Consider the following 23088-nt stretch of genomic DNA (forward strand, 5'->3'; position numbering starts at 1 on the left):
CCCGCCCTGCGGCTAGGCAATTCGCTCACGTCATTCCGCGAGAGGGGGCGTGACCGGAGGCGCAGACGGTGTTCGGGCTCCGTGAGCGGAGCGAATAGCACCCGGCAGGCGATTGGCCGGCTCGCCCAAATCCATGATCTTCGGCTTCGACGATCATCACAAAAATGAATCGGTGTGGGCCGATCGATTCATAAGTGTCGTTAGACGCAAAAGCTGGAAGAGGCGACTCTCCGTCATGCTCACTCAACCCTATCAGCTCTACATCGAACGCACGGACGCGACGAAAAACATGGCGCGCTTCTACGCGCTCGCAATCGAACCGACGTTGTTCGGCACACCTTGCCTGACGCGGCGATGGGGACGCATCGGAACGATCGGACAAGCCATGGTGCATCACTTCGACAGAGAGGAGGATGCAGTCCGTATGTTCCTCGAACTTCTCCGATCAAAACGGGCGCGCGGCTATAGGCCGAACACAAATGCCGGACGGGAACCCATGGTCCGGGCTGTCCGCGGAAGTCTTCCTGGTCCTTGCCGGTGATTATCGGCGTGAAGCGCAGCTTCGGGTCGACGCGCCGGTCGATCCGGCGCGCCGGCCCAGGCGAGGAGGCAAACGCCGCGCCTCAGAAGGGTGGCGCGGCGTCGATGGCGCCCTCCTGCTCGGCGATAGCCACCCTCAGTTCGGCCCGAGCGATCTCCAGCTCCGCTTCGATCTGGCGGCGCTCAGCCGGATCGGCGTTCCTGAGCTCGGCCCGCAGTTCCTCAACCTGAATTTCGAGTGCAATCGTCATCGTCGTCATCTCCTGAAATGTGAAAGATGACGCCCGGGGTCGTGAGGATCGGGCCGGGTCAAGGATCGCGTCAGCGACCGGCGGAGCCGGCGAGCGGAGGAACCGATTTTCTGACGGTGCCCTTCAGGGCGCCGGCTGAAAATTGGAGGGGCCGCGAAGTCCTTGAGGCGGCACGAGCCTCACGGCAGACTTCAAGTATCTGGGCAGACAGGGTCCTTGGTCTCGTGTGGCACGACAGGAGGATTGAAAGCGGGCTCGATGCCCGCTTTCAATCCCGCTATTGCGCGCAAAACTTGAGATACGACGAAGCCGGCCCCGATTGCTCGGGGCCGCTCGCTTTGTTCTTCAGTTCGGGCTGTTCCAGAGGATCACCTTCTTGCTCGGATCGCCGCCGGGTGCCGGTGCGAGATTGCCGAAGATCACACCGATCTCGGGGGCCTCAAGCTTCACTGAGAGGTATTCCTCGCCGGTCTGCCGCGCGATGCGGTTCCAGGCGGCGCCGATCTCGAAGCCCGTCTTGCGGTGAATGACGCGGTAGTCGGGCGCTTCTTCGCTTGCCTTGCTGGCATTTGGGACGATGGCGATCGGGGCGTTGACCCGGATCGTGGCGAAGACGCCTTCGAGGATGCCGTCGGTCTTCTGCGTGAGCGTTGCGATCGTGGTGGCCATGGTTGTTGTCTCCGGTTGCTCGGGACCATTCCCGATGGCGCACGAAGAGACGGCCGACCTGCTGCGGTCAGCTCGCCTGAAAATTTTGCAAAATTCTATTTTCCACCAGGACAAGCGAACCGAAATCGAATTTTGCAAAAATTTCGGGCGAGTCTTACCCCTTCAGGGGTTGGCCGCAAAAGCAGGCGGTCGTCTATATGAGCGACATAAAACGGGAATGGTTCGGGGCAATCGAAGGCTGCGACAAACCATCATGGCCCCCTGGTCCAAGCACTGGGGGATATTGCCGCGCACTCCACGGACGCTTCGCCCGCATGTCGATCAACATAATCCCTCGCCCACTCCCGGCTGCGGCAGGCTGTGAGCACCTCGATAGCATTTCTGCTGATCGGCGAGGTCGCCGCGGCACCGCATTGCCGTCTGCAGACCGTGCTCCAATCCCGGGTGAAGCTGTTCACGCGGGTGTCGAATGAGTGATCTTCCCCAAACGTGCCCGCTCCCAAGCACCTGAGCCGCCGATGGGTCGCCAGGTACATCGCCATTGGCAAACACGCACCCGGAACAATCTGAGCCGGCTTCATCCGCGGAGCCAAGCTCGGTGAGATCACAAGGCAACAGGATCGGAGCAAGTCACAAACGGAATGCCATAAAGCGCGACATTTTGATCGTCCGAAACCAAATACGCTCCCTCCGCCACGGCTTGCGCCATGAGCAGATGATCGAAAGGATCGCGGTGATGAAGTGGAAGAGCAGCGAGAGCGATAAGATGCGCGTCCGAGATATCCAGCCGGTCGAAACCTTGATCCGGCAAAATCGCAACAATCTCTTCGATATCGGCATCAAGTTTGCCGATGCGCAGCTTCACAGTGATTTCCCAAAGGGAGACAGCACTGACGAGGACATCATTCTCGGGATCGCCGATAAGGCGACGCGCATGGTTCCCTAGCTTCTCGTCGTCGTTCAGCCACCACAGCAAGGCATGTGTATCGAGCAGCAGCCTCACGTCCCGTCTTCCATGGACTTCAGAACATCCGCCGGCAGACCATCGAAGTCATCGGCAACTTTGATCTTTCCGCGCAACGCGCCTGGTTTCCGCATGACGACGCCGGCTGACGGCGGGCCGATTTCGGCGACAACCTTGTGATGGGACGTCAGGACGAACCGCTGGCCGTCTTCGACCTGCTTGAGGAAAGACGTCAGGTTGCCGCGAAATTCCCGCACGCCGACACGGCGGGGAGATGGTATCTGCTGCCGAGATTGGGTCATGGCGAAGCTCCGTTTCAACGGCAAATGTGTACACAATTTTTACGAAATGCAAGCATCTCCTTCAGCCGTATGGACAGATGGCGCTTACGCGCCATCTCCCGCCGCTTGCCAAACGGAGATGCCAAGTCGGCGAGCCTTGTCGGCCAGATTGCCGGTAATGCCGGAGCCGGGGAAGATGACGACGCCAGCCGGCATGACCGAGAGCATGTCGTCATTGCGGCGGGAAGCCAGGGGAAGAAACCTGAGCGACCCGCTGAAGGCCCGCCCGCCGCATGGTAAGGGTCGCCTCTCGGCAGGCCCGCGGGGCGGGCGCCTACCCGTGCGGCGACCGGCAGAGACCGGCCATCCTGTAGGCCCTCACGCCCTCACCTTCCCCGTCCGGCTCGATCATGCGGGCAGAAAGGCCAGAGCGTTTTCCAGAACGAGCTGCGCCCTGAGATTAGCGATGAGCCGTTCCGGGCTGAGCCGGCGCAGATCCTCGTTGAAGTCGCCGAGCTCCGGGGCAAGCACTAGCGGCAGGATCCCCAGCGCCTGGGCGCGGCAGCTCAATCCCTCGATACGTGCCGGCCGGCCGCATCGACGTCAGCTGCGATGTAGAGACGCCGGCAGCCATCGGGCAGTCGGAAGGCGGCAAGGTGATTGGCGGTTCAGCGCCGGCCGGCTCGAAGGGCTGGGTAGCCCGCGATTAGAACTCACTTTATGCTGGCGCAGCCTCTACATTTTGACGGGCTGACGTCTAATCAACGCACCGTTGACTTCTAATTATCATGATCGTTAATTTTAATTTTTGGAGGCTGGAATGCACGTATCTTCTTTCCTGCCTATGGCGTTGAAATCGGCCCCAGCGGCCGTAACATTTACATACTAACTAATTTGCGCTAGTAAAGTCCGCGAAGCTCATGCTACGCCTTCCTTTTACGGCTCGATCAGCCTTTGGTCAGGCAAGGGAGGAACGACGTGCGACAGTTTTTGATCGGCAACCAGGCGTTCGACGACAGTTCTCCAGAGTTTCTGCCGCAGCTCGAACGCGCTTACGAACAGAAGCTCAGGCCATTTTGCCCGTGTCGGCAACCGCCGGTGCCGATGTACATTGCCCGGATGGATGGCCAATTCCTGATCAAACGCATGCCGCTCTCAGGCCGGCAGCATGATCCCGGCTGCTCGTCTTACGACCCGCCGTATGAGCTATCCGGCCTCGGGCCGTTGATCGGCAACGCCATCCAAATCGACGCGGCGACCGGTGCGGCAACGCTGAAACTCGATTTTTCGCTGTCGAAACGAGGGGGCCGATCGACGTCGACATCGCCTTCGGAGCCGTCGGAGACTGTGCGAAGCGAGCCCAAGAAGCTCTCGCTCAGGGCGATGCTCCATTATCTCTGGGACATGGGGGAGCTGACGGAATGGACCTCGCTATGGGCCGGGAAACGCGGCTGGGGGCGCGTGCGCAGCAGTCTGGTGAACGCGGCAAAGCAGATGATCGTCCGCGGCGGCCCTCTCAGCGATATCTTGTTTGTCCCGGAAGTGTTTCATCAGGACGACAAAGAGGGGATTTCAGCGCGGCGTGCGGCTATGTTGGCCGGTGCCCAGTTAACCGGTCCCGGTCCGCGGAAACTGATGATGACCGTCGGAGAGGTAAAGGAATTTTCCTCAGCGCGCGATGGCCAGAAGATGCTGGTGCGCCACCTGCCTTTCCCCTTCATGCTCGATGAGGGTGCGTGGAAACGGTTGAATGCCCGATATGAAACCGAACTGGAACTGTGGCGATCCAACGAGGGGTTTCATCTCATCGTCATCGCCACGTTCGGCATTTCGGGAGCGGGGATAGCTTCGGTCGAGGAAGTGGCGCTGATGGTGGTCAACGAGAACTGGATCCCGTTCGAAACCATCCATGAACAGCGTCTCCTGGAGCGGCTCTCAAGCCTGAAGCGAAGAAGCGTGAAAGGACTCCGGTTCGATCTTTCGCGCGACCAGCCGATTGCCTCCGTGACCTTACCGGAGGCAAAGCCAGCGCCGATCGCCATGTTCATCGTTCCGACGAAGGCCGACGAAGACTATGACGTTGCACTGAATGAGATGATCGCCGCGAGAGCCGAGATGACGCCGTGGATCTGGCGTGTGGCCGACGGCGAAATGCCGCGGCTGCCATGATCCACACCAGCCTCCTTGGTCAGCGACGTAGGCGCCCTAAAAGGAAGCCATCGCCCGGGCGATTTCGAATGCGTGAAGCTATATCCCGGTCAAATCGGCCCAGAGAACTCTCTGCCATTTCTGCATAGCTGCACTGCACAAAAAATGTTTTACCAAGCGGTCAAAATATGAGCATATTGTCTCCAGTTGATGCAGTCGATGGTTTTCCTCCCAGTGCCATCGTATCAGCTGTTCCCCTCTGGAGGTTATTGACCTTCACACCTTAAAGGGCCCTGGTTTTCCAGCGGCCCTATTTTTCTGCATAGTTGGTGAGGCGGCCCCTTTGCATTGCACGATCACATCGGAAGCGGAGCGCTTGCCGTTGGCGGTAACCCACGCTTCAAGTTGGCGGGTCGAGCTCGTTCGCCGCGCGCTCCTATGGCACCCGGAAATCGGAGATGGAAAGGGGAAGACATTTCAGTTATTGCAGTTATGAGCGACTTGCCCTATATTCATGGTCAGAGGTGTTCGCCATGACCAGCCATGTTCTTCAATTTACCAAGTTGTCTGATCGCGACCGCAAGGCCGTCGCGCCTATGCCAAATCTGGCGGAGGGCGACCAACTGGAACTACGGATTCGCCGTGAAGGTGGACAACTTCAAACCCTTTTTCTCCCTGCCTCGGCTCTCGCGCCTGTCGAGGCACTCCTCGATCATCTGTTGCGCGGTAAGCGCGTTGCCGTGCTCACGGAAGATCAGGAATTGAGTCCGACCGACGCCTCCACCATCCTCGGCATCTCACGTCCTCTCGTGGTGCTGCGCATGGATCGCGGCGATCTGCCCTTCCGCTATGTCGGCAAGCACCGCCGAGCCAAGTTGAAGGATGTTCTCGCGCTCAAGGCCAAGCTCGATGCTCGCCAGGAAAGCCTCGACGCGCTGGCCGAGGACACAGAGGATCTGATCGTCAATCATGGCCTCTAAGCCGCCTGTTGCGGTCTATGATGCCTGCGTCCTCTACCCTTTCCATTTGCGTAATGTCTTGGTCCAGTGTGCTTTCGACGGTCTCGTCGACGCACGCCGGACCGACGACATCCACGCCGAGTGGATTCGCAATCTGGCCATTCGGCTCACCCGAGATACCCTTCTGGAAGCGACCCGTGATCGGATCAAGGACGTTTTGCCCGATGCCGATGTCGGCAACCATCGAATTCTCATCCCCGACCTCTCGCTACCGGGTCCGGATGATCGTCATGGTTTGGCTGTAGCCATCGCCGGAAAGGCTTCTGTGATTGTCACGGGGAATCTCAAGGATTTCCCAGCCGCGGACCTTCGGCCTCATGGGGTGACCTGCGTATCGCCAGACAATTTCCTCGTGGGCCTCCATTCCACCTTTTCGAGCGCATTGATCGACAGCATCAGGCGCGCCCGTTTGAATTTACGCAAGACGGTGCCGGCGGTTCACGAATTCATTGATGCACTGGACCATCAGGGGCTCCGCGCGTTTTCAGTGGTCCTGCATGACAAGGCCGCACAATTGGACTGACGGTCGAGACCGACAGAATTGTTAGAGGCCCGGACGCAACCCGTTAAGCTCGATCCGACGAAGAGCGGCCGAGGTCAGTCGCGACGTCTCGATAGTAGATCTCGCTCACCCGAAACCGGCCGTCGATCCGCTTGCATTGGATGATGATGTCGACCGCGATCGTCAGCATCTCGCGGATGTCGTGCCGTTCGAGGTCCCCACCACCCTCCGACTCCTTGACCAGCAAAGTCAGCTGCTCAAAAGCGAGGCGGGCCGAGTCGGCATGGACCGTGGTGATGGAGCCAGGATGGCCGGAGTTGACATTGCGGATGTAGTAGAATGCCGTCCCGTCCCGCAGCTCCTGCAGCAAAATGCGGTCGGGCCGCATGCGCAGGCAGGATTCGAGCAGGTCCTTCGCGCCGACCTTGGCGAGCCCCTGCCCGCCTTTGGAGTAAAGGAGCCGAACATGGTTGGGCTGCGGGACCACCAGCTCGGGAGTGTCTTCGATCGAAATAATCCGCTCGCTTTGCGGAATGTGGCGGATCAGCGCTTTCGATAGAGTTGTTTTTCCCGACCCGGTGGCGCCGGAGATGATGATGTTCTTTCTTGCAAACACCGCCTCCCGGAGAAACGCCTTGTAGGCACCGATGCGATAGTATTCCAACAGCCTATGGTCTGATCGTCGCCCGTCGTCTTGGGCCGGCACAACATCGGCGAACAATCCCCCATGATCGAGATCCTCCAGGGTCAACGACACGGAGGATGGCTTACGGATGGTGATGCTGACGGTTCCCTTCGTCGTTGCCGGCGGGATGACGATCTGAATTCGCTCATCATCCGGCAAGGTCGCCGACAGGATCGGTCGCGTCTCGTCGATCGACTGATTGGAGAAGCTCGCGACCGAGCGGGCGAGACGCATCAACCTGTCGAAAGAGAGTTCGGGCATCTCATAAGTCTGCCATCCGTCCCTACCCTCCGTGACGACCTGCCCCGGCCGGTTGACGATGACCTCATAGAGCGTCTTGTCGCGCAGGAAGCGTGATAGCGGCGAAAGCAGTTCTCGCACGACGCCGGAGTCGGCAGCTTCAGTCATTGCCGAACCTATTTTGTCACGAGCTTCGAGGAGGGGCCGAAATCCCCAAGCACGGCGCGGTCATAGACGCGATTGCGGGGCTCCGTCACGCGAAGCCGATAGACGCTGGAGAAATCGAGATCGCGCGCCACGAAGATCGAAACGAGCTCGCCCTGATGTTTCATGAGCGTCGGCGGAATGTTGATCGACTGCTCGACGGCGATCGCCGCTGCCTGCTGACCGGCGCTGGCGGTGTTTTGCGCGTTGACATCACCGTCCTGCAGCCGGCTGCTTGCGTAGGAGCTGGCATCGCCGACAATCGACAGGAGCATTGCGCTGCCAAACCGCTCCCACCAATGGGTGTCGACATAGCCGTCGATGCCGGCGCGGCCGAGCGCATCGGTTGCAGGCGACGCCAAAGTGATGATCACGCCTTTCGGTGTCTTCGCCCGGCTCCAGAGGACGAACAGACGCTTTTGTCCACGCCGAATTCCGCCGCGATATTCACCGACAATCTGCGTGCCTTTTTCCATCAGCACAACGCGGCCGTTATCTGAAAGAACGTCCCGGTTGATGACGCAGCTCGTGAACCCCGGCTGATCGGAGGAGAGCGCGGTCTCGAGAACGCAGGGAATGGATGTCCCCATGGCGACGATGAAATCACGATTGCCCAACGTGCCGGCACGCGATCCCTGCAGTTGCGTCGGCGTCAGCAAGCGGTTGAAGTGCTGGTCCTCGTTTTCGCCCTGCGAGCCGAGGTCTGCTTGATTGTTGCCGAGCGGCACATAATTCGAGGCCTGATCCGACGCCTCGCCCTGATCCTGCCGCCGCGTTGCCGGCGATTTCTCGCCGCCATAGGCGATGACCGGCGCACGGCGGGCCGCATCGAGCAGCTTGTCGCCGTCGGTCGGCGCCTGCTCGGCGGCGACAGGCGTCGGGAGCTGGACCTGCGGCGGTGTCGCCACCGGCTGTGGCTCCTTCGCCGGTTCGAAATCCGATGTCTGCCGGATGACAACGCGCTGCTGCTCGGCACCGTCTGACGGCTTGTCCTGCCCTCGCATCGACCAGAGAGCGAACGCGACAAAGACGACGATCGCCAAGGCGACAGCGCCGCGTTTGAGGATCGGGTTATTGTCGAGCCGGCCGCCGGCCGACGTCTCGGCGCGCTCGCCCGGAATCTGGGTCATCTCTTCCTCGGCCATGTTACCTCCTATTGCGCCGCGCCGGGCGGCACTTTGACGACGCGCTCGACCGATGGTGACGTCGTGTTGGTCTCGGGATTGGTGCCGACGCGATCGTAGGCTTCGTTGAAGACGCAAAGCACGTCGCCGCCACGGCGCAGTATGAACTTGCGGCTGATCGCGTGAACGAGGACGAGATTGCCGTCGACTGACTTCGGAACCAGGCTTTCGCTGCCGTCGGAGTTTTCCATATAGATCGCCGGCATTTCCTGGTTGCCGGCAAAGGCGAAGGTGGTGACCTTGCCGTTGTCATAGACCGCTTGCGGTTCGAGCGCCTGGGACCCTTGCGCCGAATAACGCCAGTTGCGCGGTCCATAAGCTTCGTGAAGGGCAAGCACGCGATCTGCCTCGCCGGCCTGTGCCGCCTGCGCGCGCGCAGCTGCTTCCTGCCGGCGCCGCTCCGCCTCATCAGCGGGATAGCGGTATTTTACATAGAAATAGGTGTTCTGACCGGCTTCGACGCTGCCGTCGCGGACGGTGAGTTCCATCTGATAGCTGCGGGTCGAGCCGTCCCGTCGTGTCGTCACGACCGAGATATTCGTCACCGGCTGATTTTCCCTGGGCTTCAGGAACAGGATGTTGCCGGCCGGCGCCACTTCCCAAGCAACGCTGTTGCCAAGCGCCACATGAGCGATTTCCTCGTCGGCGGCGAATTCGATTTGCACCGAAGACCGCAGCGTGCCGACGACTTTGGTGATGTTATAGGGCTGGTAGTCGACGAAACGGATGCGGCTGTCCTGCGCGGCGCCGCGCGGCGTCTCGAGGGCGAGCGCTGCAGACGAAAACCCGGTGGCCAGGATGAGCGGAAGGAGAAAGTGCGGTCTCAATTGATGGCCTCCGGATCGGCGCGATATTCGCTGACGACGAAGCCGAGCGGATTGGTCAGCCGGTCGGTCGAGGACATCGGAGCGTTGGCATAGGAGAAGGTCAGGGTCGCAACCCAGTGCGTGGTGCGCACCTCGTCACCGCGGGTCACGGTCCTCATATAGCGGACGGATGCCACATTGGCGTTGATCAGCGAGATGGAAACAATGTTGATCCGCGACGTGGCGCTGCGGCCATAAATGTTCTGCGGGGAATCGGGATTGCTGCCGCGGTAGACTGTGGCAAATCGAGTCTGCTCCGGCTGCGTCGATAGCAACGCGACAGTGCGAAAGTTCTCCTCGCCTTCACTCCAGACATAGCCTTCGCGGGCGCGGACATATTTGGCCGCGAAATATTTGGTGACGGCCTCGTCGTAGGTGCCGGCGGTGGATGTCAGCGCCGAGACCACATCGACGATGCCGGTGGAATTGTCGACCCGCACGACGAAGGGCTCGACGGTTTTCAAAGGCGTGAGGCCGGCAACAGCAAAGACTGAAACGGCAGCAAGGATGCTCGCGCAAACAGCGACGAACCAGGCAATGCGGGCGGAACGCTCGACCTGGATCATCCGGTCCTGATCGAACCGGCGGGCCTTGTCGAAGTAACTTTTGAGGTTATCCGTGGTCACCATGTCACTCGCCCTCGCATGGACGGTAGGAGCCCGCGACATCGAAATGCGCGAAAGCGGCCGGCGTAACTGAGGACGGCTCCTGCACATAGGCAGCGGCGTGACTGGTCGGCTCAGCGGGAACGGCCCGGGTCGCCGGCTGCTCGCCTCCACTGTCCTGCCATTGCCACATGGCGCGGTTCAACGGCCGGCGGGAATAACCATCACATTTGGGTAGCGGGTGGGACATCGAACCGCAGCCTACGAGACCGGCGGTCAGCAAAAACGACAAAACGATTCGGAGCATCCAAAAAACCTGTTCAATTGTCTGAAGCGTTGGTGACCGTCATTCGGTCCGGCCTGGAGTCAGGCGGCGGCCGACGGAACGCGCGCCGCGGCCGGCCGCTCTCACTGTGCGGGATGTCGCCCAGGCGAGCGTGCTTTCATGCGCATCGCGGGCGGCGCCGTAGCCGTAGGTGAGCGACGCCCCGCCCGCCGCAAGAGCCGAAGCAATGCCGGGCAGTTGGTAGAAGACGTAGAGGGCGGCAACGCAAATGGCGCAGAGCGCGATCGGCCGCATCAGCACGTCGCTATAGCTTTCGATCGCCGTAAACGTCGTATCGATGCAGGTGATCAGCAGCGAGCCGATGGCAACGACCAAGACCTGAAGGATGACGAAATTGACGAGCTGGCCGATCCAGGATTCCGTGAATCGGCGGGTCGACTGGAACATGGCGAGCGCGATGAAGATCGGACCTATTGCCAGCACGATGGCAAGCGCCAGCCGGGCATAGAGCGAAACTATATAACCGATCGCCGCGACAAGAAAGCTTGCGCCGATAACCAGTAGGCCGCCCACGCCGGTGACGATATCGATAGGCCAGGAGCCCCGCGACCATATCTCTTTGGCGCATTTCTGGCCCTTATCGAGCAGGCTGTCGAAGGTCGACGCGCTCGGCGCCGTGCCCGAATTCAGCGCCTGCGAGATTTCGCGCGGCAGCGCATCGAAAAAGATATTGGTGACGTAGGTCTGATAGTCGCCGGCGTTCCTCACCAGCATGACGATGATGGCGAGCTTCATCGCCCGGAAGGCGAATTCGAGGATCGGTTCCTGCACGGAGCCGCGCAGAACGAGATAACCGTAGAGCACGACATAGAGGGTGAGTGCCGCCGTCAGCGGGCCGCTGACCCAGCTGGCGATATTTGAGGTGCCGGAGGAAATGAAATTTTCGAGCGGTGTCTTGAACTGTCCGTCGACGAAGCTGAAGACCTGATACATCGTCAGCCTCCCAACGATTTGCCCATCCGCTCCAGCCGCAGCTTGCCGTCGGCTGCCTCGGCGTTGCGGCAATTGGGCGTATCGCGGAGTTCTCCGGGATTGTTACGGCATTCGCCGATAATCCTAGCGAGCAGAGCATCGTCCGCCATGAGCTCATCGACGGTGTAAATCTTATCCGCCTGTGGGGAGCAGGCCGCCAGTAAAAGCATGGCCGTGCCGGAAAGAAACCACCTCATTTGAGCGCCGCTCCCATCGTGTCCATGCGCTTGCGCCAGTCCTCGGCCTTGCGTTGGTCGTCGACCTGCACCTGGGCCTGCTGGACCATCTGCAGGCCCTGCATGCGCAGGACGTCGGTTTGCAGGAAGGCGGTCTCGGCCTGGAGGCGGGCCTGCAGATCGGCGATGTCCTTGGCGTCGGCAGCACTGGAGATTTTCTGGCGAAGCTCATCGATGCCGTCGATGCGCTTGGTCGCTGCATCGTAGATCTGCTGGCCGAGGCTCATCTGCCCGGCGTTCTGGTTCTGGATGCGCGACAACTCCTGCGCATAGAAATCGTCGGCATCGGTGCGATAGCTGGAGTTGTCCTGGCGGAATTTCGAAGCGGAACTGCCGAAGACGCCGCTGCCGGAACCTTTGAGCAGCCCCTCGATCGCGTTAAACTCCTGTGGAAGCGCCTTGCGGATCGACGGATCGTTCAGCAGATTGGCGACGTCGGCCATGTTGGTGATCTTGTTCAGCGAGCCGTAGAGCTGCTGGGCCTGCTGGAGCTGCTGGTTCAAGGTGTCGAGCTGGGACTTCAGCTGCGTGATGCTCTCGATCTGCTTAGCGATCGATGTCTGATCGATGACGGGGATGCCTTGGGCCGATGCCAGCATCGCCGACGCCAAAAGAGCGGCCGATACAAACAACGGCCGCATCGTTCCTGTTCGGATCATGCTGTCTTCCTCCTCTGGTGAAACACGGCAAGCCAGTCCTCCCGTCCCTCGCCGATCTCCAATCGGATGGCATCGGCAAGCTCGACATTGGCCGTCCGGCCGGAGAGGATGGCGAGTTCGTCGTCGAAGCCGTTGAGGTTCAGCTCGGCGACGACGCTGTTGTGCCCCTGCTTGACGATGAAGCGGCGGCTCTCGACGGAGAGCTCGCGCGAGACGAGCTCGAATTCGCGCTCGGTCAGCTTGAAGCCGTCGACATAGTCGGCGCGGTCGCCGCGCGGGTTCGGAAGAAAGATCTGGGTCGGGCACTGCTCGATGATCGTGTGGGCGATCGGCGAGACGATGGCATCGCGCGGGCTCTGGGTCGCAAACAACATGAGACCGTTCTGCTTGCGGATCGTCTTGAGCTTGTTCTGGGCGAGATCACGAAAGCCTTCATCCTGCAGCGCCTTCCAGAACTCGTCGATGACAATGATGATGCGACGCCCGTCGATCAGCTGCTCGATGCGATAGAACAGGTAGGCCATCAACGGGGTGCGGATCTCCTCATTGTCGAGGAAATCGGTCATGTCGTAGCCGATGAACCTGGCGCCGATACCGATATCGTCAGCCTCGTTGTCGAAGACCCAACCAAGCGGCCCGCCCCTCTCCCACCGTCGCAGACGTGCGGCAATGCCCTCGGGATCGGTATTGTTGAGGAAGGTGCGCAGGGCGCCGATGGAGCGACGCTCCACCGGCAGGTCCGCCACCCCGTCGATCGCCGAGGTGATGTCGCGCAACTCGGTGATCGACAATTCGCCAGATCCGGATCGGACCAGCTTGGTGATCCAACCGGTTAGGAATACTTTGTTTTCCGCAGTGAATTCCAGTGCTTTCAACGGCGCGCAGCCGGTGGCGACACCATTCCTCAGCGGCAGATAAGTACCGCCGGCTGCGCGTACGAAGAGATCGGCGCCGCGGTCCTTGTCGAAGAAGACCATATGAGGATCGTGCTTTTCGAGCTGCGACAGCATGAAGTTCGACAGCACCGTCTTGCCCGCACCCGACGGGCCGCAGACGAAAGTGTTGCCGAGGTCGCCGTGGTGGAAATTGAAATAGAAGGGTGAGCCGGACGCGGTCTTGAGCATGGCGACGGCCGGTCCCCACTCGTTGCCGTCCTTCTTGCCCGCCGGATAGGAATGATAGGGCGCCAGGGCTGCGAAGTTGCGCGACGTGATCGCTCCCGAGCGCGCGCGATAGCGGAAATTGCCCGGCAATTGCGCCCACCAGGCGGCCTCGAGCCCGAGATCCTCGCGGGCGACGACCGCGCCGCCGCTGGTGAGATAGGCGCGCGCCTTCGCCATGTGATCGGTCAGCTCCTTGACCGAAGGCGCGAAGACGGCAAGCGCAAGGTGATGTTCCCCGAAAACGAAGCGATTGGATTCGAGATCGTCCATCGCCTCGCCGAGTTCCTCGATCTGCGAAGCCGCCTTGTCGCCGGCGCTGACCATCTGGTTCTGCTTGCGGCCCATGATCGTTCGGGCATCTGCCTTTGAGGTGAAGGCGAAGGACTGCGTCAGGATGAGCTCGAAAGGTGCGGTCAGGATAGCGTCGAGCATGCCGCTGCGCGTCGTCGCCGGATATTCCTTGAAGCCGAACATGCCGGCATAGCGGCTGTCGGCCTCGTGACGGATCTCGACGGTCTCACGCCCGAAAATGACCCGGTCGGAATAGATTGCCGAGGAAATTCGTCCCTCCGTCAATGGGATCGGCTCCCGCCGGCCGCCGACGATCTGGTGGAGCACTTCGCTCGGCTCGGAGAAAAGGATCCCGTCCTGTTCGTGGAGGGTGAGCAGCCGCGGCTCGAAGCGCTGCAGGCCGGCGACGACATCCGCCACGCGGTCACGCAGATGCTTCAGAGCCTGCCCGTCGAGCTCGGTATCGGATCGGCGGGCCTTGCGCAGCCGGGAGAGAAGCCTGGCCGCCTTTTCGGCAGGATCCCGGCCGGGATGCCAGACAAGGGTGAGGTAAAGATCGTTGCGAAACAGGTCTTCCCTCACCATGCGCTCGCGGTATCGCGCGTTCAGACCGTCGGAGAAGGGATTGGCGAAGCGTCCCTCGGGATAAGCATTGTCGCGGCGGCGCACCACATGCGTCCAGAGCGCCAGCCGCTCGTCAGCGATATTGCGATAGAGCGTGTTCAGGCTGCGGTGCAGGCCGTTGAGGTCCCTGACGTCTGATGTCTCGAAGGAAACGCCGTCGAGAGCGATCATCGTCATCAACGCTCGGGATTCGAGCGCAATGGTCGTCTCGTCGACATGCCTGACATAGGGGATGAAGGTTTCCGGCCCGAGCTCGCGCGACCGGAGCGTTGCAATGTTAGACAAAGCTGAGATCCCTTTCGTCATAACGTCGGATGAGCGCCAGGGGCGAGAGCGTGGCCCCGCCCCAATAGGCGGCATTGCGGGAGCGGCCGCGGGTTTCAATCCACGCAATCAGGATCCGAAACATGTTGTGGTCGTGTTTGACGAGCGCGCGAAACAGGACATGGAAGACGATCCCGACCAGCGCGTAGGCGATTGATCCCGCGGTGATGTAAAGGATGGTCGTCAGCATGATGTTGACGCCCATCGCCTCCATCGTCACGCCGGCGATCATTGCCGGGCGCGTGCAGGCGAGAAACAGCGTGTCGTCTTCGAGGATCGGAATGCTCGCCATGGCGCTCAATTCCCGACGATGGTGTTGACCAGTTCGGTGGCGCCAAAGATGCCGCCGATCCCGATAATCCAGAAGCCGGCCCGCCTCAAATCCATGTAGCCGAACATCCAGGCGATGCAGATGATGATGACGGCGATGACCGCCAGCAGACGGGCGATATTGCCTGTCAGCATGTCGACGATGTTCTGCAGCACGGTTTCGATGCCGGCGGCCTGGGCGAAAGCTGGCTCGACCAAGCAGATGACAATGGCGGCCGCCATGAGCGTGGATGCGGCAAGGGGGCGAAGACTGGCTTTGGAGATCATTCACTTTGCTCCGATCAATCATTCTGGAAAACGAGAACCGTGGATCGCCGCCCTGAGCTGAAAACATCCCAGGATGCGGCCTCAGCGGTTTGGGAGGATTGTTTCGCAAGCGCCGGCGGCGCCTCATCTTGCGTCGGCACGCCAGACCCGGCCTGGTCACCTCGTTCGCCAATCGTGAGCGAGGCAAGCGTCGGCAATAACTGCTTTGCTTCCTGGCGTACCTGCTCGTCATATTTGACCATGGCGCCGAGGGATCGATCATCGCGGCCATAATAGGACTGGAGCATCACCCTTTCGGCCTGAGCCGGATCCCCCGCGCGTAATGCGGCGCGGTAGTATCCGTCGAGAAGCGTAGCCGTGGCCTTGAGGTTCATGCAGGGATCGAAGGCGTCGACGACGGATAGCTTCAGTTTTTGGAGCGCCTCGATGCCAATACCGCCAAGGCCGATCTGAATATCCTGGCGATCGGCAATCAGAGACGTGGCAACCTCGATCGCTTCGGCCTTCGATGCGGGTTGAGCGGCGAGTGGCGGGGCGCTGTTGATGCGGATGGCGAAGGGCTGAAACCGGCTCTCAAGGCTGACAATGCCGGCCAGCGTCTCGACCTGAACCATCGGCGCACAGGTTTGCGCGATTTCGACGAATGCAGCACCCATCGGTCAGTACCAAACGCGCTGTTTACCGGCGCCGTCGATGGTGACATCGACATAGTGCGGCTGCGATCGCACATTCGGGCGCGTTATCGGATAGCCCATGCACTGGCGGTGCCCGTCCACGCGCTGCCAATGTGGCGACAGGACCGAATTGTCCCGGGAAGCATAGTCGTTCCCATCCCAGCAGAGGCTGTTGCTGACCGGCTGCGGCGATGTCGACACGCAGCTTGCTTGCCGACCGCCGCGACCGCTATCAGTCGTGAGCTTGTACCCCGCATCGCAATAATAGGGTTCATAGACCGGCCGCGAACTCTGAAAACCGACGCCGCTACAGGTCGGGAATGAGTGGCCCTCGGCAAGCTCCCGCCACAGCTTCTGGATCGGCGGCCGGCATTCTGCATATTGCGTCGGCCCGCCGGGATTGGAAAGGCATAGGATAACCTGGCATCCCCAATCCTCGGCCCGCGCTTTACTGCCGAAAATAAGATAGGGTGGCGCAACGAAGCAGACCGTAAGCAGTGAATTCAGGAGAAGGCTTTTCATGAACAGGATCCTTCGAGACGATGGCGCCGTATCGCGTTTCGGGAGACCCAATCCGCCTGCCCGCATTCATACTGCCGTATATAACATAGTTAAATGACATGACAAGCGCGATTAAAACGCAATGGCACAACCTTGCCTTCTCGGGACTTATTCTCCATGAGATCCTCGACCATCCGCTGGAGGACGAGACCCCGCAGGCGAGGCTGAAGCAGATCGGCATGATGACGATCCTCTACACCATGACTCAGGCCCACCAGAAGCTAACACTCTCTAATATCATTGAGATTACCGAGCTAACACGCAGCGGTGTGAAGGAGACGGTCGACCTTTTGGTAAAGCGGGGAATGCTGGTGGAGACGATGGGGAAGAACTCCATGGGCCGCGGGACGGCGCGGCAATTCGAGATCTCTGAGGACCTCCTGAGCAAGCTGAGCTCTTTCCGCACCAGCCAGGAGGCGGGGTTAAACTGACTGATTTTCGGCTTTAATGGAGTGAGATGCGAATCATCTGGCAGTCCCGATCGTATGGTTGCCGGCAGCGATCCGGGGGCAACCCGCCCGCAGGCGGGTTCCACTCAAACAATGAAGAGTATCGGAGAAATCAGCATAGCGGCGCCGTCAGGCGGATTTCGGGAATTCTCGACACGCTAAGGGCGGAACAAGGGCAGCCGCAGGAGCCTCAGCATAGCGGCCGTCAGGGAGGCGGGACCGACTGCCCCCGCCCGTGCGTTCCCTATCTCCGTCGCCGCTCAGCATATGGAGCGCGTTGCGCACCGGCGAACTCGGCTGGAACATGACCTACCGGTGAGGGCGCCGATGGTTGGCTCTCCAGTGTCTATCCGGCATTACGCGCCAAGCGAAAACAGATTTCATGAACGGGTCCAACGCGTTTGGACGGAGAGATCGCTAATCCCAGGCAGGATCTGACGAAACAGGAAAGACGTTGTTTGCAGCTTTTATCCGACGGCGATAGTGACGGTGCTATCCATAGGAGACTGAAACTTATCCATTCAAACCGTCCGCCTCCATCTTTCCAATGCGCGCCAGCGGCTGCAGGCACCCGCTCGTGTTGAGGCCGCGGCCAAAGCTGTCAGCGCAAATTTATCAAAGCAATATTTTTTGCTAGTTCCAAATAGATCATCCGACGACCCGCTGTCATCAACGCTTCTCTCGATGCTACGCACGACGACTCGTTCGCGCGGGACATCGTTCTCGTTCGCCCTCGGCGGACGATGGCTTCCGCCATCGCGATGCTAAGGGAGGATCTGCCGGAGGAGGTTGTAAGCCTGCACAGTCGCGTGATTTTCAGCATCGACGGTCGAGGGGATGCGCTGGTTCTCACCACGGGCCGCATGACGACGCCGTCGGAATACTTCGCGCGTCACTTCAATATGCCGGTGAACACGCCCCACTAGCTGCGCGAGGTCAATGCCTGACGATTTTAGACGCCGGTTCGCGGGATAGGAGCTTCCGGCCGTCGGGTCGCGGCAGTGGGCGGCGTCCGGGTGGCGAAGAAGGAGACGGCTCACGCCGCCTCCTCCTCGTTGAGGTCCGGCTGCAAGTCATGCAGATAGTCGACCGCGCGCTGGGCATGAGCTGCCGCTGAAAAGATGGCACGCTTGTCGCTGCCGAGAACCTTGAGCCAGTCATCGAGATAGCTTGCATGGTCGGGGCGTGGTTCGAGCTCGGGGACGATACCAAGATCGGCGCAGAGAAAGCAGCTGCCGAGTTCGGCAATGAGCTCTTCGCGGGCGCGTTCGCTCCTGTCTTTCGCATAGCGGCTGAGATCCCGATCGAGCCTTCGCGGTGCAGCGGTCCAGTGCGTCATCTCGTGACTGAGAACGGCGACATAGGATGCATCGTCCCGGAAAGCGTCGAAGCACGGCATCTGGATGTAGTCACGGGCAGCAGCATAATAGGCCGCCGATCCTCCATGGCGGATCAGGGCGCCGGTATTGGCAAAGAAGCGGCCGGCAGCACCGATGCGGCTCATCCAATCCTGGTCAGGCGCGATGGAATGGGCAAGGCCATCAAGGCCGGTGATCTGGTCGGTGTTGAACACGGTGTAGGTTTTGAGGAAGGGGATGTCGCGTTCGATTTCGGCGCCTGTCTCCGTCGTCTCGGCGCGGATGAAAGAGCTGGCGAAGACGACGGTCGTGCCGGTTTCGCCCCTGCGGACGGCGCCGCCGAGCTCGATTGCCTGGCGAAACGTCATCCACCTTGGTGATGCAAAGCCGCGGGCGATGGCTTCAGACCAGAGGAGCAGAGCATTGATGCCGGTGTAGGGTTGGCCATTGTGGCGCAGTGGCCGGCTGACCTCGGCTGTCCAGCCTCCCGTCGTCCATGGCTTGGTCCATGGACGGACGCCCTGTTTGAGATCGGCGATGATCTTGGTGGTGATGCGGCGGTAGATATCGGATCGTTGATTGGATTGCTGCCTGTTCATCTCTGAACCTCCGTTCGAGGTCGCGGCCATCGCGACCTGCTACGGCGGTCCAAAAGCCAGGCTGCAAGTGCGGCCAGCACCCGCAGGGCCGCAACGAAGTGAAGGACGGCAAAGCCGTTGCGGGCAGCGCGAGCCTGGCAGGACCAAAAGCCGGGGCAGGACGGGATGCAGCAACACCACGGCGAGACAGGTTTGAAACCCAGGCAGAAATGAAAAATCCAGTCTATTACGCAAGGCGGGAGCGTCCGGGATGAATCGATGGACCCGAAGCGTGGCATCGACCTTGCGCGGCCGTTCCTCGTCGACGCAATGGAGAAGGTTAGCAACGAGAGTGCCATTTCGTCGAGGAAGCCAAGACCGCCGAGACCAAACTCGTAGTCTTCGCGCGCATGCAATTCGACCCGTACCTCAGCCCCTACTTCGTCGCCAACCAGGACAAGATGCGGGTAGAGTTCGAGGATCCGTATATCCTCATCCACGAAAAGAAGCTATCGAACCTGCAGTCCTTGCTGCCGGTAAGTTGAGGTCTGATGGAGCATTCCAATCGGCCGACCGCCTTCAGCAAATAGGCAGAACCATTACGAAATCACGGCGCAATCACTGGCGTTTTTTTTCCGCCACCCGTTCAAATGGCCGAAAGTTTCGAGTTGATCGAATTGAAGCTCCCGTGTTCGGGAAGTGGTGGGATCCGGGAACGTTTGGCAAGATTCAACGAACCACTGGCCGCCACGCCCAGAGAGGGTCATAGGGAATACGATGACAAGCGCGGACGCTCAGTCGTTCAGTCAGGTTGCGAGCACGTATCAGCTTGGGATCGGTATGACTCACATAGCGCCTCCAACTGATTTACGGCACTAGCCAAATCGTGAAGTTCCGATTTCAGCGATTGGATGATGTCGAAATGTCCGGAGCCATTCGAATTCGCAGTTGAACTTTTCAAATCCGCAGAATTTCTATTCGGATGGGGAAATGGGATGAGCTTTTGCACGGTTATGCTTTTGACGATATTGACTCAGAATAGTAGATTGTACTGGGCAAGTCTTTGCAATGGCAATCGAAAGCGAAAACACGTCAACGTATGTTTCGTCGCGCAATTCGGTACAGGGCCTGCATATTTCGGAACATCAAAGCACCTGAAGTTTTAAGTAATTCCTATTGGTCCGCGTTTTATCCAATCGCCCAGAGTAGTTTGGGCTTCCGTTGGATGAGTGCGGTATAAACAGCGCCGCAGGTGGCGTGGATCCTGCGCGCTGTTAGCCGTAGGCTTCACGCGGTTCGGGTCCCAACAGATGCGGGAGGCAAGCGCATGAGTGCCACCCCTTCCTCTGCGGGCATCGGCGTAAGATGGGAATCAGCGCGAGAGAACTCGGGCACTGCGTTTGCAGCGAGAAGTTCGGACTTCGGGATGGGCTTGCTATAGTAGAACCCCTGTGCCACAGCGCAGCCGCTTTCAGCCAAGAATTTTTCTTGATCGACCGTCTCCACGCCCTCAGCGACTACATTTTGCCCTAGGCAGCGCGCAATTGAGAGAATTGCCTTGACCAGTTCTCTACTTCGCTTGTCGGATCGATTGATGAATGACCGGTCAATTTTGAGGGTATCAATGGGAAAGTTAGCCAAATAGCTCAGAGATGAGTAGCCGGTGCCGAAATCATCGATCGCTATGGAAATTCCGCTCGCATGCAATTGAGAGAGTGTCGTCGAAACGCCCTCGCAGTTATGGAGCAGGAGACTCTCAGTTATTTCAACCTCGATCCACTCCGCACGACAACCGGTTTCCTGCAATACGTCCGCCACCGTTTGCGACAAACGCGGGCATTGAAACTGCTTAGGAGACAAATTTATCGCAATCTTGTGCGGGGGCAGTCCATCTGCATTCATGACGGCAGCCGTGCAACACGCCTCATGCAGCACCCATCGTCCAAGATCGATGATCAATCCCGTTTCCTCGGCGACACCTATGAATTCTCCCGGAGGGATCATTCCCATCTTCGGATGATGCCATCGTAGCAGTGCTTCTGAACCGATCACCTTTCCGTTGTCCAATAGGACCTTTGGCTGATAATGGAGTTCAAGTTGCTCATGTTTCAAAGCTAGGCGTAGGTCTGATTCTAGCGCTAGGCGCTTTTCAGCCCCAATCGTGAGATCCTTTGAGTAGAAGCGGAAGTTGCTACGCCCCGAGCGCTTCGCCAAATACATCGCAGAATCCGCATATTTCACCAAATCGTCGGGAGCGTCGCCGTCATTTGGAAATACCGATATCCCGATGCTGCAGGATACAAAGATCTCCCTGTCGGAAAGCATGAAGCGTTCGCCGAATGCGGCAAGCATTCTGCTGGCAATTTGAGCCAAATCGTCATTGTCCTGAACATTGGGCAGCAAGACTGCAAATTCATCTCCACCGAGTCTCGCCACGGTGTCGCTGGCACGGACGCCTTTTTTCATGCGTGTCGCCACCTGCCGCAGCAACTCGTCACCGACGGGATGTCCCATAGTGTCATTGATCGCTTTGAAATGGTCCATGTCGATCAGCATCACCCCGGCTCGCTGGCCCGCCGAAGCCGCGTCCCCGATCATCTCGCGTAGCCGTTCATTGAAAAGTGTCCGGTTAGGCAGGCCGGTCAGAGAATCGTAGAATGCCATCTGATGGATTTTCTTACGGGACGTGTCCAGTTCGGTGATATCGCGGGCGACGCCGAGGATCCCCATCAGCTTTCCCCCCGTGAATACCGGAACCTTACGAGTCTCCAAAAGCGTTGATCGACCGTCCTCGTGAGCGGTAAACCGTTCCTCATTGATGAGAATACGGCCGGCTTGCATGGCCTCCTCATCCTTGTCACGAAAAAACTGGGCGAGTTCGGGAGTAAACAGGTCATAATCCGTTTTCCCGACGATTTCCGCTTCTGCCTTGCCGACCAATTCTTCGAAGGCATGATTGCACAACAGATATTTGCCTGTTACGTCTTTCAGCCATACCATATCCGGAATGGTCTGCAGGACACTTAGGAGGCGAGCCCGAGCTTCAATAGTCGTGCCCTCGGCGTGCTTTCGTTCGGTAATATCGCGAGATAACACCAGAAAAGTGACGGTTGAGTGATTGCTGCTTGGTCGCCTTGCGACCGACAGTTCAAACCAACGGGATTCGCCGTTTGGTAGGGCTATACGGACACAACGACCGTAGGAGGCGCCGGTTTCATCGGCTTCTTCAAGAGCCAGCATAGCGATGTCGGCCTGATCTGGAGGGAGCACATCGCGGACAAGCTTGCCGAGCAGCACTTCTTTTCGCTGCGCCAGGATCTCCTGATTCCTTGCCCAGACCTGCAGGTAGCGACCGTCGGCATTTACCTCGAACAGAACGTCAGGAATGGCGGCAATAATTCCCTCTGCGAATTCAAGAGCCTCTTTGAGATCATGCTCCGCACGTTTTCGCTCTGTGATGTCCAACATCGCGCCAACCAAGCCGATCCTGTTACCAGCGATATCAGTGATTGCGGTCTTGCTGAGTAAAAGATCAACGACACCACCATTCTCGGTGGTGGCCTTTGCTTCATATTGCTGAACACCGCCATTTGCAAAAAGCGCCTCGTCCAACGCGGCATACGTCTCGGCTATGGGTGCGGGCACCAAATCGAAAACGGTTTTTCCGATAATATCTCCCTTTGAGCGGCCGGAGAAGCTTTCGAAGGCCCTGTTGCAACCAAGGTGTATCCCATCTCTGTTTTTGAAGAAGACGGGTAACGGGATCGCGTCGAGTACGACGGCACTGGACATCTCTTCGGCGTTGAATGGCAAGTCGACGTTTGTCGCAGGATGCCGGGGATTCGCCCGGAAAGCCTTCTCAAACGGTTGCTTCAGACTTGCGACATCTGCGTCGTGACCGTGCGATGGCCGGACAACGGAGGCTTCCGAAAATGGCGGGGCCGTGCCCGTGGCAAGCGGAGGGCTGGCATTGACCGCGTTGCGGAAGGCTCCACGCCCCTGGTCGATTTGAGCATCAGTCGCCATCTGCACTTCCACAGGCTGTTCGGGGCGGGATGTGCGTTCCGATTGACGTACGTGTTTCATGTGCCTGTCCTG

General features: G+C 59.4%; 25 protein-coding genes and 2 pseudogenes. 7 read left to right on the forward strand and 20 right to left on the reverse strand.

Annotated elements, in window-relative coordinates; all coding sequences use genetic code 11:
• Positions 1-235: 235 nt before the first annotated feature.
• Positions 236-541, forward strand: a complete 306-nt coding sequence (locus tag AF337_RS31705; RefSeq protein WP_012489498.1) for a WGR domain-containing protein — start codon at positions 236-238, stop codon at positions 539-541.
• An 82-nt stretch (positions 542-623) separates the two neighbouring features.
• On the opposite strand, the gene AF337_RS43855 is transcribed toward AF337_RS31705, so the two are convergent.
• The 5 genes and pseudogenes from AF337_RS43855 to AF337_RS45815 form a co-directional block, all read right to left on the reverse strand.
• Positions 624-791: a hypothetical protein gene (locus tag AF337_RS43855; protein ID WP_004676096.1), complete on the reverse strand. Its 168-nt coding sequence runs from the start codon at positions 789-791 to the stop codon at positions 624-626.
• A 345-nt stretch (positions 792-1136) separates the two neighbouring features.
• Entirely contained in the window at positions 1137-1460 is a 324-nt protein-coding gene (locus AF337_RS31710) for a DUF736 domain-containing protein (RefSeq protein WP_004676095.1), read from the reverse strand.
• Between the two features lie 604 nt (positions 1461-2064).
• On the reverse strand, positions 2065-2463 hold the full coding sequence (locus AF337_RS31720) for a type II toxin-antitoxin system VapC family toxin (protein ID WP_008536014.1): 399 nt from the start codon (positions 2461-2463) through the stop codon (positions 2065-2067).
• Entirely contained in the window at positions 2460-2726 is a 267-nt protein-coding gene (locus AF337_RS31725) for a type II toxin-antitoxin system Phd/YefM family antitoxin (protein ID WP_004676093.1), read from the reverse strand. Before AF337_RS31725 ends, AF337_RS31720 begins: the two co-directional genes overlap by 4 nt.
• A 387-nt stretch (positions 2727-3113) precedes the next feature.
• Positions 3114-3373, reverse strand: a pseudogene (locus AF337_RS45815) (toprim domain-containing protein); the annotation flags it as partial.
• A 310-nt stretch (positions 3374-3683) separates the two neighbouring features.
• Between AF337_RS45815 and AF337_RS31730 the strand changes: the two are divergent.
• The 3 genes from AF337_RS31730 (at position 3684) to AF337_RS31740 (ending at position 6395) form a co-directional block, all read left to right on the forward strand.
• Positions 3684-4874, forward strand: a complete 1191-nt coding sequence (locus tag AF337_RS31730) for a DUF1173 domain-containing protein (protein WP_012489493.1) — start codon at positions 3684-3686, stop codon at positions 4872-4874.
• Positions 4875-5311: 437 nt separating this feature from the next.
• On the forward strand, positions 5312-5833 hold the full coding sequence (locus tag AF337_RS31735; RefSeq protein WP_032984850.1) for a MerR family transcriptional regulator: 522 nt from the start codon (positions 5312-5314) through the stop codon (positions 5831-5833).
• A complete protein-coding gene (locus AF337_RS31740; RefSeq protein ID WP_010067915.1) occupies positions 5823-6395 on the forward strand; it encodes a PIN domain-containing protein in 573 nt (190 codons plus the stop codon). Before AF337_RS31735 ends, AF337_RS31740 begins: the two co-directional genes overlap by 11 nt.
• A gap of 43 nt (positions 6396-6438) precedes the next feature.
• On the opposite strand, the gene virB11 is transcribed toward AF337_RS31740, so the two are convergent.
• The 13 genes from virB11 to AF337_RS31805 are packed head-to-tail and all read right to left on the reverse strand — an operon-like array spanning position 6439 to position 16566.
• Complete coding sequence (virB11, locus tag AF337_RS31745) at positions 6439-7467, reverse strand: P-type DNA transfer ATPase VirB11 (protein WP_049735251.1); 1029 nt, start codon at positions 7465-7467, stop codon at positions 6439-6441.
• An 8-nt stretch (positions 7468-7475) separates the two neighbouring features.
• Complete coding sequence (virB10, locus tag AF337_RS31750; protein ID WP_049735252.1) at positions 7476-8648, reverse strand: type IV secretion system protein VirB10; 1173 nt, start codon at positions 8646-8648, stop codon at positions 7476-7478.
• Positions 8649-8656: 8 nt separating this feature from the next.
• Complete coding sequence (gene virB9 / locus AF337_RS31755) at positions 8657-9514, reverse strand: P-type conjugative transfer protein VirB9 (protein ID WP_009996879.1); 858 nt, start codon at positions 9512-9514, stop codon at positions 8657-8659.
• The gene (locus AF337_RS31760) at positions 9511-10182 is read right to left on the reverse strand and encodes a VirB8 family type IV secretion system protein (RefSeq protein WP_029875461.1); all 672 of its coding nucleotides are present in this window, start codon (positions 10180-10182) and stop codon (positions 9511-9513) included. The genes virB9 and AF337_RS31760 overlap by 4 nt, the downstream gene beginning before the upstream one ends.
• A 1-nt stretch (position 10183) precedes the next feature.
• A complete protein-coding gene (locus tag AF337_RS45820; protein ID WP_012489488.1) occupies positions 10184-10465 on the reverse strand; it encodes a hypothetical protein in 282 nt (93 codons plus the stop codon).
• 39 nt (positions 10466-10504) lie between these two features.
• On the reverse strand, positions 10505-11437 hold the full coding sequence (locus AF337_RS31770) for a TrbL/VirB6 family protein (protein ID WP_009996881.1): 933 nt from the start codon (positions 11435-11437) through the stop codon (positions 10505-10507).
• Positions 11438-11439: 2 nt separating this feature from the next.
• On the reverse strand, positions 11440-11673 hold the full coding sequence (locus AF337_RS31775; RefSeq protein WP_009996882.1) for an EexN family lipoprotein: 234 nt from the start codon (positions 11671-11673) through the stop codon (positions 11440-11442).
• Complete coding sequence (gene virB5, locus AF337_RS31780; RefSeq protein ID WP_012489487.1) at positions 11670-12371, reverse strand: P-type DNA transfer protein VirB5; 702 nt, start codon at positions 12369-12371, stop codon at positions 11670-11672. The genes AF337_RS31775 and virB5 overlap by 4 nt, the downstream gene beginning before the upstream one ends.
• Positions 12368-14734, reverse strand: a complete 2367-nt coding sequence (locus tag AF337_RS31785; protein ID WP_029875460.1) for a VirB4 family type IV secretion/conjugal transfer ATPase — start codon at positions 14732-14734, stop codon at positions 12368-12370. Before AF337_RS31785 ends, virB5 begins: the two co-directional genes overlap by 4 nt.
• Positions 14727-15065, reverse strand: a complete 339-nt coding sequence (locus AF337_RS31790; protein ID WP_010068249.1) for a VirB3 family type IV secretion system protein — start codon at positions 15063-15065, stop codon at positions 14727-14729. The genes AF337_RS31785 and AF337_RS31790 overlap by 8 nt, the downstream gene beginning before the upstream one ends.
• A gap of 5 nt (positions 15066-15070) precedes the next feature.
• A complete protein-coding gene (locus tag AF337_RS31795) occupies positions 15071-15370 on the reverse strand; it encodes a TrbC/VirB2 family protein (RefSeq protein WP_009991942.1) in 300 nt (99 codons plus the stop codon).
• A gap of 14 nt (positions 15371-15384) precedes the next feature.
• On the reverse strand, positions 15385-16026 hold the full coding sequence (locus tag AF337_RS31800; protein WP_012489485.1) for a lysozyme family protein: 642 nt from the start codon (positions 16024-16026) through the stop codon (positions 15385-15387).
• Between the two features lie 3 nt (positions 16027-16029).
• A complete protein-coding gene (locus AF337_RS31805) occupies positions 16030-16566 on the reverse strand; it encodes a hypothetical protein (protein WP_012489484.1) in 537 nt (178 codons plus the stop codon).
• A gap of 98 nt (positions 16567-16664) precedes the next feature.
• Here AF337_RS31805 and AF337_RS31810 point away from each other — a divergent pair, with 98 nt between their 5' ends.
• The gene (locus tag AF337_RS31810) at positions 16665-17036 is read left to right on the forward strand and encodes a hypothetical protein (protein ID WP_012489483.1); all 372 of its coding nucleotides are present in this window, start codon (positions 16665-16667) and stop codon (positions 17034-17036) included.
• Positions 17037-17797: 761 nt separating this feature from the next.
• Positions 17798-17980 carry a hypothetical protein gene (locus AF337_RS31815; RefSeq protein ID WP_009993909.1) on the forward strand — a complete coding sequence of 61 codons (183 nt, stop codon included), beginning with the start codon at positions 17798-17800 and terminating at the stop codon, positions 17978-17980.
• A 110-nt stretch (positions 17981-18090) separates the two neighbouring features.
• Here the strand turns inward: AF337_RS31815 and AF337_RS31820 are convergent, their stop codons facing one another.
• Positions 18091-19011 (reverse strand): ArdC family protein, encoded by a 921-nt coding sequence (locus tag AF337_RS31820; protein ID WP_029875459.1) that lies wholly within the window; start codon positions 19009-19011, stop codon positions 18091-18093.
• Positions 19012-19305: 294 nt separating this feature from the next.
• Between AF337_RS31820 and groEL the strand changes: the two are divergent.
• A pseudogene (gene groEL / locus AF337_RS45825) lies at positions 19306-19529 on the forward strand (chaperonin GroEL); the annotation flags it as partial.
• A gap of 748 nt (positions 19530-20277) precedes the next feature.
• Here the strand turns inward: groEL and AF337_RS31830 are convergent.
• Entirely contained in the window at positions 20278-23076 is a 2799-nt protein-coding gene (locus AF337_RS31830; RefSeq protein ID WP_012489479.1) for a sensor domain-containing protein, read from the reverse strand.
• Positions 23077-23088 lie beyond the last annotated feature (12 nt).

Source organism: Rhizobium ecuadorense, from assembly GCF_001187535.1.
In the GTDB taxonomy this organism is placed as follows: domain Bacteria; phylum Pseudomonadota; class Alphaproteobacteria; order Rhizobiales; family Rhizobiaceae; genus Rhizobium; species Rhizobium ecuadorense.

Excerpts from the sequence above, each read along its gene's own strand:
- AF337_RS31760 (WP_029875461.1), bottom strand. The coding sequence starts at position 10,182 with ATGGTGACCACGGATAACCTCAAAAGTTACTTCGACAAGGCCCGCCGG.
- AF337_RS31795 (WP_009991942.1), bottom strand. The coding sequence starts at position 15,370 with ATGATCTCCAAAGCCAGTCTTCGCCCCCTTGCCGCATCCACGCTCATG.
- AF337_RS31805 (WP_012489484.1), bottom strand. The coding sequence starts at position 16,566 with ATGAAAAGCCTTCTCCTGAATTCACTGCTTACGGTCTGCTTCGTTGCG.
- AF337_RS31735 (WP_032984850.1), top strand. The coding sequence starts at position 5,312 with ATGGAAAGGGGAAGACATTTCAGTTATTGCAGTTATGAGCGACTTGCC.
- AF337_RS31800 (WP_012489485.1), bottom strand. The coding sequence starts at position 16,026 with ATGGGTGCTGCATTCGTCGAAATCGCGCAAACCTGTGCGCCGATGGTT.
- virB5 (WP_012489487.1), bottom strand. The coding sequence starts at position 12,371 with ATGATCCGAACAGGAACGATGCGGCCGTTGTTTGTATCGGCCGCTCTT.
- AF337_RS31815 (WP_009993909.1), top strand. The coding sequence starts at position 17,798 with ATGGCTTCCGCCATCGCGATGCTAAGGGAGGATCTGCCGGAGGAGGTT.
- virB11 (WP_049735251.1), bottom strand. The coding sequence starts at position 7,467 with ATGACTGAAGCTGCCGACTCCGGCGTCGTGCGAGAACTGCTTTCGCCG.
- AF337_RS31710 (WP_004676095.1), bottom strand. The coding sequence starts at position 1,460 with ATGGCCACCACGATCGCAACGCTCACGCAGAAGACCGACGGCATCCTC.
- AF337_RS31810 (WP_012489483.1), top strand. The coding sequence starts at position 16,665 with ATGACAAGCGCGATTAAAACGCAATGGCACAACCTTGCCTTCTCGGGA.
- AF337_RS31820 (WP_029875459.1), bottom strand. The coding sequence starts at position 19,011 with ATGAACAGGCAGCAATCCAATCAACGATCCGATATCTACCGCCGCATC.
- AF337_RS31705 (WP_012489498.1), top strand. The coding sequence starts at position 236 with ATGCTCACTCAACCCTATCAGCTCTACATCGAACGCACGGACGCGACG.
- virB10 (WP_049735252.1), bottom strand. The coding sequence starts at position 8,648 with ATGGCCGAGGAAGAGATGACCCAGATTCCGGGCGAGCGCGCCGAGACG.
- AF337_RS31830 (WP_012489479.1), bottom strand. The coding sequence starts at position 23,076 with ATGAAACACGTACGTCAATCGGAACGCACATCCCGCCCCGAACAGCCT.
- AF337_RS31770 (WP_009996881.1), bottom strand. The coding sequence starts at position 11,437 with ATGTATCAGGTCTTCAGCTTCGTCGACGGACAGTTCAAGACACCGCTC.
- AF337_RS31725 (WP_004676093.1), bottom strand. The coding sequence starts at position 2,726 with ATGACCCAATCTCGGCAGCAGATACCATCTCCCCGCCGTGTCGGCGTG.
- AF337_RS31790 (WP_010068249.1), bottom strand. The coding sequence starts at position 15,065 with ATGGCGAGCATTCCGATCCTCGAAGACGACACGCTGTTTCTCGCCTGC.
- AF337_RS45820 (WP_012489488.1), bottom strand. The coding sequence starts at position 10,465 with ATGCTCCGAATCGTTTTGTCGTTTTTGCTGACCGCCGGTCTCGTAGGC.
- AF337_RS43855 (WP_004676096.1), bottom strand. The coding sequence starts at position 791 with ATGACGATTGCACTCGAAATTCAGGTTGAGGAACTGCGGGCCGAGCTC.
- AF337_RS31740 (WP_010067915.1), top strand. The coding sequence starts at position 5,823 with ATGGCCTCTAAGCCGCCTGTTGCGGTCTATGATGCCTGCGTCCTCTAC.
- AF337_RS31775 (WP_009996882.1), bottom strand. The coding sequence starts at position 11,673 with ATGAGGTGGTTTCTTTCCGGCACGGCCATGCTTTTACTGGCGGCCTGC.